This is a genomic window from Streptomyces sp. NPDC093546, assembly GCF_044765045.1.
Lineage (GTDB): Bacteria > Actinomycetota > Actinomycetes > Streptomycetales > Streptomycetaceae > Streptomyces.
Genome location: NZ_JBIWJG010000007.1, coordinates 342,139 through 357,115 on the forward strand (window position 1 = coordinate 342,139; position 14,977 = coordinate 357,115).

The 14,977-nt window shown below is 72.1% G+C and carries 12 protein-coding genes and 2 pseudogenes; 7 read left to right on the forward strand and 7 right to left on the reverse strand.

The features are described from left to right. The first annotated feature begins 86 nt into the window (after nucleotides 1–86). Nucleotides 87–755: a response regulator gene (locus ACIRNI_RS18725; protein ID WP_403552475.1), complete on the forward strand. Its 669-nt coding sequence runs from the start codon at nucleotides 87–89 to the stop codon at nucleotides 753–755. Between the two features lie 69 nt (nucleotides 756–824). On the opposite strand, the gene ACIRNI_RS18730 is transcribed toward ACIRNI_RS18725, so the two are convergent. The 3 genes and pseudogenes from ACIRNI_RS18730 to ACIRNI_RS18740 all read right to left on the reverse strand — a co-directional run. Beyond that, nucleotides 825–1,610: a hypothetical protein gene (locus tag ACIRNI_RS18730; RefSeq protein WP_403552476.1), complete on the reverse strand. Its 786-nt coding sequence runs from the start codon at nucleotides 1,608–1,610 to the stop codon at nucleotides 825–827. Between the two features lie 277 nt (nucleotides 1,611–1,887). Further along, a complete protein-coding gene (locus tag ACIRNI_RS18735; RefSeq protein WP_403552541.1) occupies nucleotides 1,888–2,310 on the reverse strand; it encodes a tyrosine-type recombinase/integrase in 423 nt (140 codons plus the stop codon). Beyond that, a pseudogene (locus tag ACIRNI_RS18740) lies at nucleotides 2,293–2,939 on the reverse strand (transposase); the annotation flags it as partial. The gene ACIRNI_RS18735 and the pseudogene ACIRNI_RS18740, both read right to left, overlap by 18 nt. Nucleotides 2,940–3,038: 99 nt before the next feature. Here ACIRNI_RS18740 and ACIRNI_RS18745 point away from each other — a divergent pair. The 4 genes and pseudogenes from ACIRNI_RS18745 (at nucleotide 3,039) to ACIRNI_RS18760 (ending at nucleotide 5,843) form a co-directional block, all read left to right on the forward strand. Then, nucleotides 3,039–3,461, forward strand: coding sequence for a hypothetical protein (locus ACIRNI_RS18745; RefSeq protein WP_403552477.1), 423 nt, complete (start codon nucleotides 3,039–3,041; stop codon nucleotides 3,459–3,461). A gap of 118 nt (nucleotides 3,462–3,579) precedes the next feature. Continuing rightward, complete coding sequence (locus tag ACIRNI_RS18750) at nucleotides 3,580–4,149, forward strand: suppressor of fused domain protein (RefSeq protein ID WP_403552478.1); 570 nt, start codon at nucleotides 3,580–3,582, stop codon at nucleotides 4,147–4,149. A 67-nt stretch (nucleotides 4,150–4,216) separates the two neighbouring features. Then, a pseudogene (locus ACIRNI_RS18755) lies at nucleotides 4,217–4,384 on the forward strand (transposase); the annotation flags it as partial. Between the two features lie 427 nt (nucleotides 4,385–4,811). Next, nucleotides 4,812–5,843 (forward strand): lytic polysaccharide monooxygenase, encoded by a 1,032-nt coding sequence (locus ACIRNI_RS18760; RefSeq protein ID WP_403552542.1) that lies wholly within the window; start codon nucleotides 4,812–4,814, stop codon nucleotides 5,841–5,843. A 101-nt stretch (nucleotides 5,844–5,944) separates the two neighbouring features. Here ACIRNI_RS18760 and ACIRNI_RS18765 read toward each other — a convergent pair whose 3' ends face one another. The 3 genes from ACIRNI_RS18765 to ACIRNI_RS18775 form a co-directional block, all read right to left on the reverse strand. Then, nucleotides 5,945–6,829: an esterase/lipase family protein gene (locus ACIRNI_RS18765; protein ID WP_403552479.1), complete on the reverse strand. Its 885-nt coding sequence runs from the start codon at nucleotides 6,827–6,829 to the stop codon at nucleotides 5,945–5,947. A gap of 255 nt (nucleotides 6,830–7,084) precedes the next feature. After that, the gene (locus ACIRNI_RS18770) at nucleotides 7,085–8,059 is read right to left on the reverse strand and encodes a DNA polymerase thumb domain-containing protein (RefSeq protein ID WP_403552480.1); all 975 of its coding nucleotides are present in this window, start codon (nucleotides 8,057–8,059) and stop codon (nucleotides 7,085–7,087) included. Further along, nucleotides 8,056–11,502: a DNA polymerase III subunit alpha gene (locus ACIRNI_RS18775; RefSeq protein WP_403552481.1), complete on the reverse strand. Its 3,447-nt coding sequence runs from the start codon at nucleotides 11,500–11,502 to the stop codon at nucleotides 8,056–8,058. Before ACIRNI_RS18775 ends, ACIRNI_RS18770 begins: the two co-directional genes overlap by 4 nt. Nucleotides 11,503–11,689: 187 nt before the next feature. Here ACIRNI_RS18775 and ACIRNI_RS18780 point away from each other — a divergent pair, with 187 nt between their 5' ends. After that, nucleotides 11,690–12,697 (forward strand): DUF3533 domain-containing protein, encoded by a 1,008-nt coding sequence (locus ACIRNI_RS18780; protein ID WP_403552482.1) that lies wholly within the window; start codon nucleotides 11,690–11,692, stop codon nucleotides 12,695–12,697. Nucleotides 12,698–12,769: 72 nt separating this feature from the next. Here the strand turns inward: ACIRNI_RS18780 and ACIRNI_RS18785 are convergent, their stop codons facing one another. Then, nucleotides 12,770–13,843, reverse strand: coding sequence for a S1 family peptidase (locus tag ACIRNI_RS18785; RefSeq protein ID WP_403552483.1), 1,074 nt, complete (start codon nucleotides 13,841–13,843; stop codon nucleotides 12,770–12,772). Between the two features lie 234 nt (nucleotides 13,844–14,077). Between ACIRNI_RS18785 and ACIRNI_RS18790 the strand changes: the two genes are divergently transcribed. Further along, nucleotides 14,078–14,965, forward strand: a complete 888-nt coding sequence (locus tag ACIRNI_RS18790) for an alpha/beta fold hydrolase (protein ID WP_403552484.1) — start codon at nucleotides 14,078–14,080, stop codon at nucleotides 14,963–14,965. Nucleotides 14,966–14,977 lie beyond the last annotated feature (12 nt).

Here is a 14,977-nt window from a genome sequence, read left to right on the forward strand (position 1 = left end):
ACATGTTGCCCGCGCGTTAAGAAGCTGTCTCCCTTCCGCAACCAACGGACGTTGTGGTCCTTGTGGTCGCGACCTAGCGTGTCGCCGTGACGAAGGTGCTGGTGGTCGACGACGACTTCATGGTCGCCAAGCTGCACGGCCGCTATGTGTCCGCCGTGGACGGCTTCGAGGTCGTCGGGGTCGCGCACACCGGTGCGGAGGCGCTGCGCGCGGCCGACGCCCTGCGTCCGGACCTGATCCTGCTGGACGTGTACCTGCCCGACATTGACGGGATCGGCGTGCTGCGCGCGCTGCGGGAGGCGGGGCACGGCGTGGACGCGCTGTTCATCACGGCGGCGCGGGACGCGGGCACGGTCCGCTCGGCGCTGCGCGCCGGGGCGCTGCACTATCTGATCAAGCCCTTCAGCCAGGCGGCGCTGCGGGAGCAACTGCTGCACGTGGCGGCGCTGCGCAGCCGCCTGGAGGCGCTGGAGGAGGCGCGCCAGGAGGACGTGGACCAGATCTTCGGCACGCGCCCGCCGGGCTCGCGCGAGCTCCCGAAGGGCCTGGCGCCGCACACGGCGGAGCTGGTGGACCGCATCCTGCGGGCCCACCCGTCGGGCCTGTCGGCCACGGAGTGCGCGGAGGCGGGCTCGCTGTCGCGCGTGAGCGCCCGCCGCTACCTGGAGTACTTCGCGGAGACGGGCCGGGCGGAGGTGACCCTGCGGTACGGCGGCACGGGCCGTCCCGAACGGCGGTACCGGAAGGTGGGGTGAGACACGGCCGAGGCCCGTCCTGCCCCGAGGGGCGGGACGGGCCTCGTTCAGCGTCCGTCAGCGGCGGGATCAGCCGCCGAGCTTCTCCAGGTCGATGATCTGGTCGGCGGGCGGCGCCGTCACGGTGACGGGCTTGCCGAAGTCGCCGAAGGCGCCCGAAGCGGGCGCCGCGCCGCCCACCACGGTGTACTTGAGCAGGTACGGCTCGCCCTTGGCGGCGACGTAGAGCGTCGTGGTCTCGGCGCCGTCCTTCTTGGTCAGGACGGCCGCGGGCTGCCCGTCGACGGTGGTGTCGGCGCCCCGGGTGAGGCCGGTGACGTCGTCGCCGACGTCGAGGAGGCCGTCGGAGTCGCACATCTCGGCCATGCCCTCCGCCTCGGCGTCCGCCTGCGGCATCTCCACCCAGCGGCCCTTGAGGAGCTCGACCATGGCGTCGACCTCCTCCTTGGGGGTGTCCTCCTCACCCTGCCGCCAGTACTTCTCGTCGCCCTTCAGGTAGTACGCCTTCGCGGCGTGCCGGAACTGCACGCTCGCCCCTTCGCTGGTCAGCGTGCCGTCGCACTCGCCGGTCTTGCTCACCACGACCTCGAAGGTCTCGGGCACCTTCTCCACCGTGTCGGTGACCTTGGCCTTGAGGGAGTCGACGGCCTTGGTGACGTCCAGCGACTTGTCGGCGATCTGGTCGGCCGTCATGCCCTTGAACGGGTCCACGGGCTTGGACGGCGTCGACGCCGCGCTCGGGGTCGCCTTGCCGGTCTTGTCGGACGAGCCGCCGTCACTCTTCGAGCAACCCGTCAGGGCCAGGGCCACGGCGGCGCACACGGCCGCGCTCACGAGCGTCTTGTTGATCGCCATGATTGTTCTCCTCATTCGCATGCGCTTCAGCGCGTCATGCCAGACCCTCGGGGTCGCACGAGGGATGTACGCCTCAAACGTGATGTCCGACACAGGGGGGAGAAGGGCCTCTCCGCATCCTGCCGAGGCCGGCGCGGGGGGGGCGGAAGGCGCGGCTTCCTCAGCCCCCTCTTAGCGGTTCCTTAAACGGAGCGTAACGGTCACGCGGCCCTCTCCGGCGGTGTATGTGCAGGTCAGAGAGAGGCCACGAGACTGCCCGGGTAGCTCGGGGAGCCATTCAGGGAGCCACTGGGGGCGTGACAGGGCCCTCGTGCCCTTCATTGCCCGCGGGGGCGTCATCGCGCCCGAAGATGTCGTCCATCGCCTTGGCGCCCTCTTCGATCACCGGCCTCAACTGCTTCCGGTAGACCTTCTCCGTGGTGCCGCTGCCGCTGTGCCCAACCACACGCGCGATGACTTCGATCGGGATCCCGTGATCCGAGAGCAGGGATACGAGGCTGGTTCTCAACTCCCTCGTCGTCCATTCGTGAGGCTGGTCGACCCCCGCATCCCTCAGCTGCGCACGGAAGTGCCTTCGCACGTCGAGAGCAGTTCGCAACTGCCCGTTCTCGTTGGGGAAGACGAGCCCATCCTTGCTCCATGCCTTGCCGGCCGCTTTGAACTCCGCCTGCTGACGAGAGCGGAAGCCGGCGTCCAGCACGACCAGGATCTCCGGATCACCCGCGGACCACTGGCCCGCGGCGACGAGCCGTTCGACCACTTCGCGGACCTGGTCGGCAGTGACAGCGGCCAGGTCGGCGCCGGGGCCAGGCGGACCGCGTCCAGGAACGCGGACCAGGAGGTGCGGCCGCTCTCCAGGGCGACGACGACCGAGTACGGCCAGCCGGGCATCATCTGGTGCTTGGCGTTGCCGCGGCCGTAGGTGTGGCAGAACGAGCGGTCCGGCGCGGTCCCGGCGTCCGGGCGAAGCCAGGGTGAGACGTCCACCGCCAGGACCAGCCGGCCGTCCGCGGCCCGGGGCAGCGGTACTCCGGCCAGGACCCGCCGCAGCCGGGCGACGTCCACCCGGCCGCGGTTGAGACCGGCGTAGAGGGCGCCGTGGCCCCAGCGGTGCTCGGGCGCCAGCGCGAGGTCGACCAGCGAGCGCACCGGCCCGTCGGTGCACAGCACCGCGTCCGTCAGCTCGAACAACGCGTCCGCGCGCGCGGGCAGGCAGTCGTAGAAGTCGGTCCGGAACCGAGACAACACGGCCAGGGACTCAACGCGGACAGCGTCGTGCAGCAGACTCACCCTCGCAGCCGTGATCAATAGCGTCTCGACAACGCACATGATCACACCAATTCGGCACTGCTCCGCACCGGCCTTGATGCCAGGCCGCAGCACCGCGGTCTCCTGGCCTGTCAGTCACGCCGGGCAGAATGCGGCCTCGTGAGCCTCCACTTTGAAGTCGTCTTCACCTGCTTCCTCCGGGACAACACCCCCGACGCTGTGCTGGAAGCCCTGCGTTGGCACCTCGACATGGTCCCCGAGCGCCCGAGCGGGCTCAACGCGGACGAGCACATGTTCCCAGTGCTGGCACCGGATCCGGACGGCCGCTTGCCAGGAGGGGACTTCGCGTCTCTCCGGCGTCAGTCCCGAGGCTTCGCAGCTGGCCGAGAGCTCTACGCATGGGGACTGTTCAGCCGCAACTACTGGAAGGACGACGAGATGGGTGAGCTGGTCACGATCCTTGACCTGCTGGCGCCCCACGTCGAAGAGCCCGGTTACGGCGGATACTTCCGCGAGCAGTACGACTCTGAGCCGACCGTTTTCACCTTCCAGAACGGCACCTACGGGCCGTTGAAACTCTGACCGAGGTCAGCTGCTGAGCGCCGAGGAGGTTAAATAACAAGCTGTGGACCTGTTGCGGAGCGTAATTGGTGACGGCCCCGGTGGCGTGCACCGGAGAGCGATCGTGCAGGCTGGACACATGGCCAATCGCGTTGAGAAGTACCTCGCCCATCTTGATCGACTTTCCGGAGGAAGAGAGCCCCGCTTCTTCCCTGTCGAGTCGACCAAGCAGGGTCTGCGGGGCGTAACGGAGATCGTGTACGACAACCTGCCGGACGGGCTTCTCACGGCGCTCACCTACGGCCTGTCCCTGGCAGAACATCCGGATTGGCAGCACGGCTCGCCGGAACTCTGCCTCAGTGTGAACTCGACAAACGTGATTTGGGCCCACGCGGTGGGATTCCTCGCCGAGCAGCTCCGTGGAACCTGCCCATTCAGTTACGGCAGCACGATCAACTTCGGTGAGCGCATCGTGCCCGAGTCAGAGATGACAGCCTTCTGCGTGTTCGCGCCACTGGCCCTCGGCAAAGACGACTACCTGGGCATCGACGTGGGGGTTCCGGGACACGAGGGCCACGACGTGATCAACATCCAAGGCATGTACCCCATCCACGAGGTCGAGCGGCAGTTCATCAACGAGCACGGGCTTGAAGCCTTCTGGAAGAGCGACTGGGAGCCCACCGACGTGCTGCGGCGCCCCGCGATCTGAATTTGGGTAGGGCCGCGGCCCTTCCCACAGTTTCCAGGCGTTGGTGAAACCCTCGTTCCATCGAGGACACGGTTCAGGACTGGGCAAGGTGCGTTGGGCGGTCGAGCGCGCCTTCGCCTGGCTGCACCAGTTCAAACGGCTCCGCGTCCGCTACAAGCGACGCGCTGATCTCCACCTGGGCCTGCTCGAGCTGGCCTGCAGCCTCATATGCCTTCGCCGCCTGCGAACCTCATAGAGTCGGCCCGTCTGTGGCCGCCTCCCACCTGCCGATGCGTGACTCAGCGTGGCCAGGCCGCAGAACCTGAGCCAGAACCGGTTCTCGTGAACAAAGCCAGAGGGGGAGCCACATCGGGAGCCACCGGAAGCGAGACGACTCGGCCTCTCGTGGACAACCACGGACGATCGATGTCGGACAGCGAGGCCAGGAACACGACTACAGCCCCGCTTCCTGAGCCCCCACTTAGCGCTTCCTTAAACGGAGCATAAGAATCCCCATCCACCGCTCCCAGCAGGCGATTTCGGGGTTTCGAGGGGCTAGCTTGCTGATCACCGGGCTGATCCGGGCCGTCGGCGCCGAGCTCATCGGGGGGCTGCGCCGCCCGTCCGGATCCGTTTCCGTAGCCACCCCCCACATCGCCGTTCCCTCGAAGGAGTACGTCACCATGAGCCCTCGCCGCCGTACGGCCGCCGCAGCCGCCGTCCTCGGGGCCGCGCCGCTCGCGCTGGCAGGACTGGCCGCCTCCCCGGCCGCCGCGCACGGGACGATGACGGACCCCGTCAGCCGGGTGTCCGCCTGTTACGCCGAGGGGCCCGAGAGCCCCGACTCGGCAGCCTGCAAGGCGGCGGTCGCGGCGAGCGGAGCGCAGGCGTTCTACGACTGGAACGAGGTCAACATCGCCAACGCCGCCGGGAACCACAAGCGGCTCATCCCGGACGGCAAGCTCTGCAGCGCCAACCGCGACAAGTACAAGGGGCTCGACCTGCCCCGCGCCGACTGGCCGTCCTCGCCGCTCGCCGCCGGCAAGCACACCTTCCAGTACAAGGCGACCGCGCCGCACAAGGGCTCCTTCGAGCTGTACATCACGAAGGACGGCTACGACCCGTCCAAGCCGCTGAAGTGGTCGGACCTGGAGGCCAGGCCGTTCGCGACGGTCACCAACCCGAAGCTGGAGAACGGCGCGTACGTCTTCGACGGCGTCGTCCCGGCGAAGTCCGGGCGCCACCTGATCTACTCGATCTGGCAGCGCTCCGACTCGCCCGAGGCGTTCTACACCTGCTCCGACGTGGTCTTCGGCAAGGACAGCGGCGGCTCCGCCCCGGCGCCGACCGCCTCGGCCCCCTCCGACCAGCAGATCGAGGACGGCGCCGACCAGTCGACGGTCGACCACGGCGGCCACGGTGGCGACGACCACCACACCCCGCAGCCGTCGGCGGAGCCCAAGGGGCCGGAGCAGGCGAAGGACACGAACAACACGCCCGAGGCCAACGCGCCGCAGGCGAACGGCGCGGGCACCCCGTCGCCCGCCGCCGCGCCCGCGTCCGCGCCCGGCGGGGAGAACCTCGCCGAGACCGGAGCCGACGGCATGACCCCGTACGTGGCGATCGGCGGCGCGGCCGTCCTGGCGATCGGCGCCGCGGTGCTGTTCGGCGCCGCGCGCCGCAAGTCCGCCCCGGCGGGGCGGCACGGCCGCTGAGGGGCCTGAGGGCTGACAGACCGACGGTGCCGGGGTCCGCGCGGAGGCGGGCCCCGGCACCGTCATGTCCGCGCCGGGCGCCGGACGCCGGGCGCCGGGCGTCAGCCGAGGACGGACGCGCAGGTGGTGGGCGTCGCGTGCGCCGGGTCGAGCGCGTTCACGACCTCGTGGAACGTGATCCGGTCGGTCAGCCCGATCGCCACGTGCTCGGAGAGGTCCAGCGGGCACAGGTCCTGAAGGAGCACGTTGCGGACGTTCGGGCCGTCGAGGAACTGGGAGCGGTACGGCGTGACGACCTGGTCGTACTTGGTGGCGATGACGGTGTAGTCGACGCCCGGAACGGTGTCGCCGCCCTCGTTGAGCTTCGACATGAACGGCGAGCCGGCCACCTGGTCGGCGAGGGCCGGCGTCTTCTCGTTCAGCAGGTCGCCCACGCCGGGGAAGTACGGCAGCAGCGCGGTCAGGCCGAGCAGCGTGGTGCCGTGGTTGTCGGGCGCGATGCCGACGAGGGCGTTCACCTTCTCCGCGCCGCCGAGGAACTTGAGGTAGTAGCGGGGCATCATGCCGCCCTGCGAGTGACCGACGAGGTCGGCTTCGGCGGCGCCGGTCGCGGCGAGGACCTCGTCGACGTACGCGTCGAGCTGTTCGGCCGACTTCGCGATGGGGCCGAGGCCGTGGACGAACGGCACGCCGGGCAGCTGCCCGTAGTCGAGCGAGAAGACGCAGTAGCCGCGCCGGACCAGGTACGGCGCGAGGCCGAGCCAGTTGTCGACGGAGTTGGCGAACGTGCCGTGGACGAGCACGACGGGCCGCGGGTGGGCGGCGGACGGCTTGCAGGAGTAGTCGTTCCAGCCGCCGCTGGGCGCGGTGGCGGCCTGGGCGGTTCCCGCGCCCGGGGCGAGGGTCGCGGCGGTAGCGAGGGCGAGGACGGCCAGCGTCGCTCTGAACGCGCGCCGGAGGCGCGAGGGCATGCGTGAGGGCAGCATCGAGTGGTCTCCCTGCGGCTCAAGGAATGGGTGGGGCGTCGGCGGGACGCCCCGTGGCCCGGACCACTGATGGGGGACGCGACATGGGGACTGCCGCGTTCATGCCAAGTTACGTGCGGGTAGCGGAGGCTGGGAAGTTACGCGTCGGTAAAAAAGAAGCGGAGTTACCGCGTCGACCCCACCCGCGCGCGACGGGACGGCAGGAGGCGCGCCGGCGCCGCGTCGGCCGTACGCCGCCCCGCTCGCCCCAGCGCCCTACGCCGCCAGCGAGCCCGGCCCGATGATGCCCGGCCCGAACCGCGCCCGCGCCTTGTCCGCCACCGCCTCCAGCCGCCGCGCCTTCTCGTCCGCCGCGTCGAACGACAGCTGGTGCGCGGCGTGTTCGGCGGGCACCAGCCCCTCCGCGCGCAGCCCCACGGCCCGCACCCGCGCCCGCTGCAGCCCGAGCGCCTCGTGCATCGCGTACGCGGTGGCGGCCAGGTCCGCCGAGTGGGCGCTCGGTTCGCGCAGCGTCCGCGTCCGCGTGGTCGCGGTCCGGTCGGCGTACCGCACGGTCAGCGTCAGCGAGCGGCACACCTGCCCCTCGCCCCGCATCCGCGCGCCCAGCTCCCCGGCGAGCGACAGCAGGGCGCGCCGGTGCCGCTCCTGGTCCAGCTCGTCGCGGTCGAAGGGCCGTTCAGCGGCGACGGAGCGGGAGGCGGCGTTCGGGACGACGGCCGTGCGGTCGACGCCCCGCGCCCGCTCCCACAGTTCGCGTCCGGCCCGCGCGCCGACGATCCGCTGGAGCACGGCGAGCGGCGCGGCGGCCACGCGCCCGATGGAGTCGAGCCCGTACGCGCAGAGCGTGCGCGCGGTGGCGGGGCCGACGCCGTACAGCGCGGCGACCGGCTTGTCCCGCAGGAACGCCTCGGCGTCCTCCACCACCAGCGTCGTCCCGGGTGCCGCGTCGCGCGCCGCCATGCGCGCGAGCATGGGGTTCGGCCCGGCCCCGATGGCGCACTCGACGCCGTACAGGGCGAGCGCCCGGACGCGGATCACGGCGGCCAGTTCGGCGGGGCCGCGCCCGAAGTACCGTACGGCCCCGCGCACGTCCGCGAGGGCGGCGTCGGGCGGGGCCGCCTCGACGACGGGCGTGAACTGGCCTAGCATGCCGACCAGTTGCGGAAGCAGCGCCTCGGCCCCTCCGCTTTCAAGAGTGGGCTCCAGCCGGAATCGTACGTAGAGGATCATCCCGCGCTCCCCTGACTCTGGTGCCACAGCTTCTTCGGGACCTTCGCCGTCCCCTCGCCCGCCGGGCGCAGGTCGGCCCAGGGGTTCATCTCGTAGCCCGTCGGCATCGTGATGCGCCGCCCGCTGTCGGAGGACGGCGGCGGGGCGCCGCCCGGCGCCGGCTCGGCCAGCCGTGCCGCGACCGCGTCCAGGCCGCCCTCGCGCCGCAGCTCCACCAGTTCGGCGAGGTTCCAGGCGGCGGAGCCGACCACGCTGAGGCTGCGCGGGCCGCGCCGCTGCACCACGCCGCGTACGAGCAGCAGCCAGGAGTGGAAGACGGTGTGCGCGCACCGCTCGTGGCTGTCGTCGAAGAAGGCGAGGTCGACCAGGCCGGTCCCGTCGTCGAGCGTGGTGAAGATGACGCGCTTGCCGGACCGGATCGGCGGGGTCTGGGTGGCCGCCTTGGCGCCCGCGACCAGCACGGTCTGCCCGTGCGGGGCCGTGCGCAGCCGCTGCGCGGAGACGACGCCGAGCTCGGCGAGGAAGGCCTGGTGATCGCTCATCAGGTTCCGCGAGGCGTCCATGGACAGCACGCCCAGCTCGGCGCTGAGCCGCTCCTCTTCGGTGAGGTCCGGCAGCCCGATCGGCGCGGACCTCCGGCCGCCGGCGAGCGGCAGCTGGTCGCCGTACGAGCCGGAGCCCCGCTGCATGCGGTGGAGTTCGGAGAGGTGCAGCAGCAGGTCGCGGCGGTTGCCGCCGAAGGCGTCCAACGCGCCGACCTGGGCGAGCCGCTCGGCGACGGGCCGGCTGGGCCTGGCCCGCTCCCAGAAGTCGAGCAGCGAGGCGTACGGCTGCCCGGCCTCGATGCGCGCCGCCTCCGCCTCGCTCATCCCGTGGACGTCCGCGAGGGCGAGCCGCAGGCCCCACTTCCCCAGCGAACCGGACACCAGTTCGATCCGGTGGGCGACCGCCGACCGGTTCACATCCACCGGCAGCACCGGCACCCCGCGCCGCCTCGCGTCCGCCAGCAGCAGCCGCTTGGGGTACATCCCGGGATCGTGCGTGAGCAACCCGGCGTAGAAGGCGGCCGGGTAATGCGCCTTCAGCCACGCCGACTGATACGTCGGTACGGCGAAGGCCACCGCGTGCGCCTTGCAGAAGCCGTACGAACCGAAGGCCTCGACGATCTCCCAGGTCCGGGCGACCACGCCCTCCGCGTACCCCTTCGCCCGCGCGTGGTGCTCGAACCAGACCTTGATGCGGCCCTGCGACTCGGGGTCGGACAGCCCGCGCCGCACCGCGTCGGCCTCCTCCCGCCCGCAGCCGGTCATGATGTCGAGGATCTTGATGATCTGCTCGTGGAAGACGACGACTCCGTACGTCTCCTTCAGCGCGTCCTCCAGATCCGGGTGCGGGTAGCGGACGGGCGCGCGGCCGTGCCGGGCCTCGATGAACGGCCGCACCATGTCGGCCGCGACCGGTCCGGGCCGGAAGAGGGAGATGTCCACGACCAGGTCGTGGAAGGTGGACGGCTGGAGCCGTCCGACCAGGTCGCGCTGGCCCGGCGACTCGATCTGGAAACAGCCGAGCGTCTCGGCCGACCTGATCAGCTCGTACGTGGCGGGGTCGCCGGGCCGCACCTGCTCCGGGTCGTCGATGTCGACGACCTCGCCGCTCGCCCGCTCGACCTCGGCGACCGCGTGCGCCATCGCCGACTGCATCCGCACCCCGAGCACGTCGAGCTTGAGCAGGCCGAGCTCCTCCACGTCGTCCTTGTCGAACTGGGACATGGGGAAGCCCTCGCCGCTGGTCGGCACCACCGGCGTACGCCGCAGCAGCGAGGCGTCCGAGAGCAGCACCCCGCACGGGTGCATGGCGACGCCGCGCGGCAGCGCGTCCAGCGCCTCGACCAGCTCCCACAGCCTGCCGTACTTCTCCTTCTCTCCCGCGAGCGCGCGCAGCTCGGGCAGCTCGTCCAGCGCGGCGCGGGCGTCGCGGGCGCGGATGTGCGGGAAGGACTTGGCGATCCGGTCGATGTCGGCCGGGTCCATGGACAGCGCGGCGCCCACGTCCCGTACGGCGTGGCGCACCCGGTACGTCTCGGGCATGGCGACGGCGGCGACCCGCTCGGGGCCGAAGCGGTCGAGGATCGCGCGGTAGACCTCCAGGCGGCGCGCGGACTCCACGTCGATGTCGATGTCGGGCAGCGCGGGCCGCCGCACGGAGAGGAACCGCTCCATCAGCAGGCCCTGTTCGACGGGGTCGGCGTGGGCGATGCCGAGGAGGTGGTTGACGAGCGACCCGGCGCCGGAGCCGCGCGCGGCGACCCGGATGCCCATGGTCCGGGTGTCCTCGACGACCTGGGCGACGGTGAGGAAGTACGTGGCGAACCCGAGCCGCTCGATCGTCCGCAGCTCGTCCTCCAGGCGGGACCAGTACGCGCGCTTCCGGTCGTGGCCGCGCAGCACCATCCCGGCGGCGCAGCGCGAGCGCAGCACCCGCTCGGCGGTGCGCCGGTCCGCGCCGACGAGGTGCGCCTCGGGGAAGTGCACACTGCCCATGCCGAGGTCGTCCTCGGAGTCGACCAGGCACGCGGCGGCGGTCTCCTCGGTGAGGGCGAGCAGCCGGTGCGCGGTGTCGCGGCGGAAGCCGGCGGCCTCGGCGACGCGCTCGGCGGTGGCCGCCATCGCGGCCGGGTCCTTGAGCCAGCGCTCCCCGCTGTCGAGGCCCTTGCGCGGGTCGATGGGCATCAGGCGGCGGGCCGCGTCGAGGACGTCGGCGACCGGGCCGAGGCCGGGGTCGGCGTACCGCACGGCGTTGGTCAGTACGGCGCGGACGCCCTGTTCGGCGGCGAGGCCGAGGGTGCGGGCGGCGTGCCGCAGCGAGCCGGGACCGGTGCCGGTGCGGCCGTGGTGGACGACCTCCAGGCGCAGGGCGTCGCCGTACGTCTCGCGCCAGGGGGCGAGGAGGCGGGCGGCGCGGTCGGGCCGTCCGGCGGCGAGGGCGCGGCCGACCTCGGAGTCGGGTCCGAGCAGGACGGTCACGTCGCCGCCGTGGTTCTCCTGCCAGGGCAGCAGCGGGGAGGGGCCTTCGGCGGCGTGCGCGGCGGTGATCAGCCGGCACACGGTGGCCCAGCCCTCCCGGGAGCGGGCGAGGAAGAGCGCGCGGGGCGCGGACTCGTCGACGAAGGCGCCGCCGCGCACGGGGGTGCGGCGCCGCTCGGTGCGCGAGCCCTCCTCCCGTACGGGCGCGCCGATCGCGAGGTCGACGCCGAACAGCGGGCGGACGCCCTCCTTGGCGCAGGCCAGGGCGAAGCGGACCGCGCCCGCGACGGTGTCGCGGTCGGTCAGGGCGACGGCGTCCATGCCGCGCTCGGCGGCGCGCGCCGCGAGCCGCTCCGGGTGGGAGGCCCCGTACCGCAGGGAGAAGCCCGAAACGGTGTGCAGATGCGTGAAGCCTGGCACCCGCACCTCCTGGATCGATCCGCTCTCACCTCCCCCACTCACCACCATAGACCAATTTCGAACGCCTGTACGACACGCTTTCCGAACGCCTCCGCCGAACGCCTCCACCACACGCCTCCGCCCCGCCGGGTCCGCCATTCAGCCCACTCCACCTGCGAAGACGCGGACCGCCCCGGAGCGTGGGGGCATGAAGTTCGCCGACGAGGTCAAGAACGCCGTCACCCCGCGGGCCGCGCTGCTGGTCGTCGGCGTCCTCGCCCTGCAGCTGCTCTTCATCGCCTCCTACGTGGGCGCCCTGCACCATCCGAAACCCCAGGACGTGCCCTTCGGCGTGGTGGCCCCCGGCCCCGCCGCCGCCCAGGCCGCCGACCGCCTGGGCCGGCTGCCCGGGGACCCGCTCGACCCCCGGGTGCTCCGCGACGAGGCGGAGGCGCGCCGGCAGATCATGGACCGGAAGATCGACGGCGCCCTGCTCGTCGACCCGCAGGGCACCACCGACACCCTGCTGGTCGCCTCCGGCGGGGGCGCCGCCCTCGCGAACGCCCTGACCCGGATCACCACCGAGGTCGAACACAACCAGCGGCGCGCCGTCCGGACCGTCGACGTCGCCCCGGCCTCCCCCGGCGACTTCAACGGCCTCTCGGCCTTCTACCTCGTCGTCGGCTGGTGCGTGGGCGGCTACCTGTGCGCGTCGATCGTCGCGATCAGCGCGGGCTCCCGCCCCTCGAACCCCCAGCGCGCGATCATCCGCCTCGCCGTCCTCGCGCTCTCCGGAATCGCCGGCGGCCTCGGCGGCGCGCTCATCGTCGGGCCCGCGCTCGACGCGCTGCCCGGCAGCATCCTGGGCCTGTGGGGCCTGGGCGCCCTCGTCGTCTTCGCGGTCGGCGCGGCCACCCTCGCGCTCCAGGCGGTCACCGGCGTCGTCGGCATCGGCCTGGCGGTCCTGCTCATCGTGATCGCCGGAAACCCGAGCGCGGGCGGCGCCTTCCCGGCCCCGATGCTCCCCGACTTCTGGCGCGCGATCGGCCCCGGCCTGCCGCCGGGCGCCGGTACGTGGGCGGCGCGCTCGATCGCGTACTTCAAGGGGAACGCGGTCTCCGGCCCGGCGCAGGTGCTCGCCATCTGGGCGCTGATCGGCACGGTGATCACGCTGGTGGCGTCGGCGGTGCGCAGGGAGAAGAACATGCCGGCATGACAAGGCCCGGGTCGCCACCAAGACGACCCGGGCCTTGCGACCGTGTCAGCCGAACGGGTCGGCCGATGCGTGTCAGCCGATCCGCGCGCCGTACGCCGCCAGCGCCTCCGTCACCGGCTGGAAGAAGGTCGTCCCGCCCGCCGTGCAGTTGCCGCTGCCGCCGGAGGTCATCCCGATCGCGGTGTCGCCCGCGAAGAGCGAGCCGCCGCTGTCGCCCGGCTCGGCGCAGACGTTGGTCTGGATGAGGCCGTGCACGATCTGGCCGTTGCCGTAGTTGACCGTGGCGTTGAGGCCGGTGACCTCACCGGAATGCACCTGGGTGGTCGAGCCGCTGCGGGTCACCTTCATCCCGACGGTCGCCTCGCCCGCCTTGGTGATCTTCTGCACGCTGCCGTTGTAGAGGTTCACCTCGCTCGGCTCCGGGGCCATGCTGTGGTACCTGACCAGCGAGAAGTCGTCGCCCGGGAAGCGCGAGTCGACCATCGTGCCGATCGCGGGACCGCCCGCGGTCGCCGACCAGCGGCTGCCCGCCTCGCCGCAGTGGCCCGCGGTGAGGAAGTGCGGCTGGCCGTCCTTGACCACGTTGAAGCCCAGCGAGCAGCGCCCGCCCCCGCTGTGGATGGCGTCACCGCCCCGCAGGAACGGCCGGAACGCACCCGAGGTGCGCTTCAGTTCGGCCTTCGACCCCAGGCCCCGCACCACGCCGCTCAGCTTCTCCCACGACGCGCCCTTCACGGTCCCGTCCGCCGTGACGACCATCTTGTTCGTCACCGGGTCCAGGGCCCAGGAGGTGCCCGGTATGGTCGCCCGCTCCCGCAGCGTCCGCCCGGCCTCGGTGAGCTCGGCCAGACTGTGCTCGACGACTCTCGCCTCACCGCCCGCCTCGCGCACGGTGTCGGCCGCGGCCTCGTCGACCACGTTGACCACGAGCGTCCTGGACTTCGCGTCGTAGTACGCGCCGGCCGCGTCGCCGCCGAGCCGCTCGGTGAGCGTCGAGGCGAGGTTTCCGGCCGCCGTCACCGACAGCGGCCTCACCTCCGCGTCGCTGGCGTTCGCCGTCTGGAACGTGATGCCCGCGCCCAGCAGGGCCACCGCGGCTCCGCCGGCCAGCGCCGCACGCCTTTTGGGTATGCGTCGATGCTTCAACTTCGACCTCCTGTGGGGGGCCGTACCAGGACAAGTGGGGTGACCTGACACGGAGGATGGGAGTCCACTATCCCGACGCAAACAGGTAGCACACAAGGTCGACTTCGGGACGCGCACGCGATTTTCACTATGCGCCCCCGGCGCTCCCACGCCGGTAAGGCGACAATGCGTCCCCCGCGCGCCCCCTCTGATGGGTCATCATCAGACCTGTGACCCAGCGGAGGAGGCGGGGGCTTGCGACGTCGCGTACGCACGGCGGACGGCCGGCATCTCATGGTGGAGCGCCTCGGGGACCCGCGGGGCCGTCCTGTCTTCCTGCTCCACGGCACACCGGGCAGCAGACTCGGTCCGGCACCCCGCGGCATGGTGCTCTACCAGCGCGGCATGCAGCTCATCGCGTACGACCGCCCCGGCTACGGCGGTTCGGACCGGCTGCCCGGCCGCAGCGTGGCGGACGTGGTCCAGGACGTCACGGCCATCGCCGACGCGCTGGAGCTGGAGCGGTTCGCGGTGGTGGGCCGCTCCGGCGGCGCCCCGCACGCGCTGGCCTGCGCGGCGCTCATACCCGAGCGGGTGACGCGCACCGCCGCGCTCGTCACGCTGGCGCCCCGTGACGCGGACGGGCTCGACTGGTTCGAGGGCATGGCCGCGTCGAACGTCATCGAGTACACGGCCGCCACCATCGACCCCGACGGCGTCGCCGCCCGCCTCACCCCCCGCGCCGACGCAATCCGCAAGGACCCGGTCCGGCTCCTGGACGACCTGCGCCGCGAACTGACCGCCTCCGACCGGATGGTGGTCTCCGACGCGGGCGTCCGCTCGATGCTGCTGCGCAACTACCAGGAGGCGCTGCGGACCTCGGCGTACGGCTGGATCGACGACGCCCTGGCCTTCTGCAGCCCGTGGGGCTTCGACCCGGCGGACATACCGGGCGAGGTGCTCCTCTGGCACGGCGAGCAGGACGTCTTCTCGCCGGTGGGCCACTCGCGCTGGCTGGCCCAGCGCATCCCGGGCGCGACGGCGGTGCTGGAGCCGTCGGCCGCGCACTTCGACGCGCTGCACGCGCTGCCCCGCGTGCTGACCTGGCTCCTGGAGGAGCCCCCGGCCCGGCCGCTCGCCTAGGGGAGTGGCCGG

What these genes read in the sequence shown, in the direction of transcription:
- ACIRNI_RS18780 (WP_403552482.1), top strand. Translation starts at nt 11,690, where the DNA reads ATGAAGTTCGCCGACGAGGTCAAGAACGCCGTCACCCCGCGGGCCGCG.
- ACIRNI_RS18765 (WP_403552479.1), bottom strand. Translation starts at nt 6,829, where the DNA reads ATGCTGCCCTCACGCATGCCCTCGCGCCTCCGGCGCGCGTTCAGAGCG.
- ACIRNI_RS18770 (WP_403552480.1), bottom strand. Translation starts at nt 8,059, where the DNA reads ATGATCCTCTACGTACGATTCCGGCTGGAGCCCACTCTTGAAAGCGGA.
- ACIRNI_RS18750 (WP_403552478.1), top strand. Translation starts at nt 3,580, where the DNA reads ATGGCCAATCGCGTTGAGAAGTACCTCGCCCATCTTGATCGACTTTCC.
- ACIRNI_RS18730 (WP_403552476.1), bottom strand. Translation starts at nt 1,610, where the DNA reads ATGGCGATCAACAAGACGCTCGTGAGCGCGGCCGTGTGCGCCGCCGTG.
- ACIRNI_RS18760 (WP_403552542.1), top strand. Translation starts at nt 4,812, where the DNA reads ATGAGCCCTCGCCGCCGTACGGCCGCCGCAGCCGCCGTCCTCGGGGCC.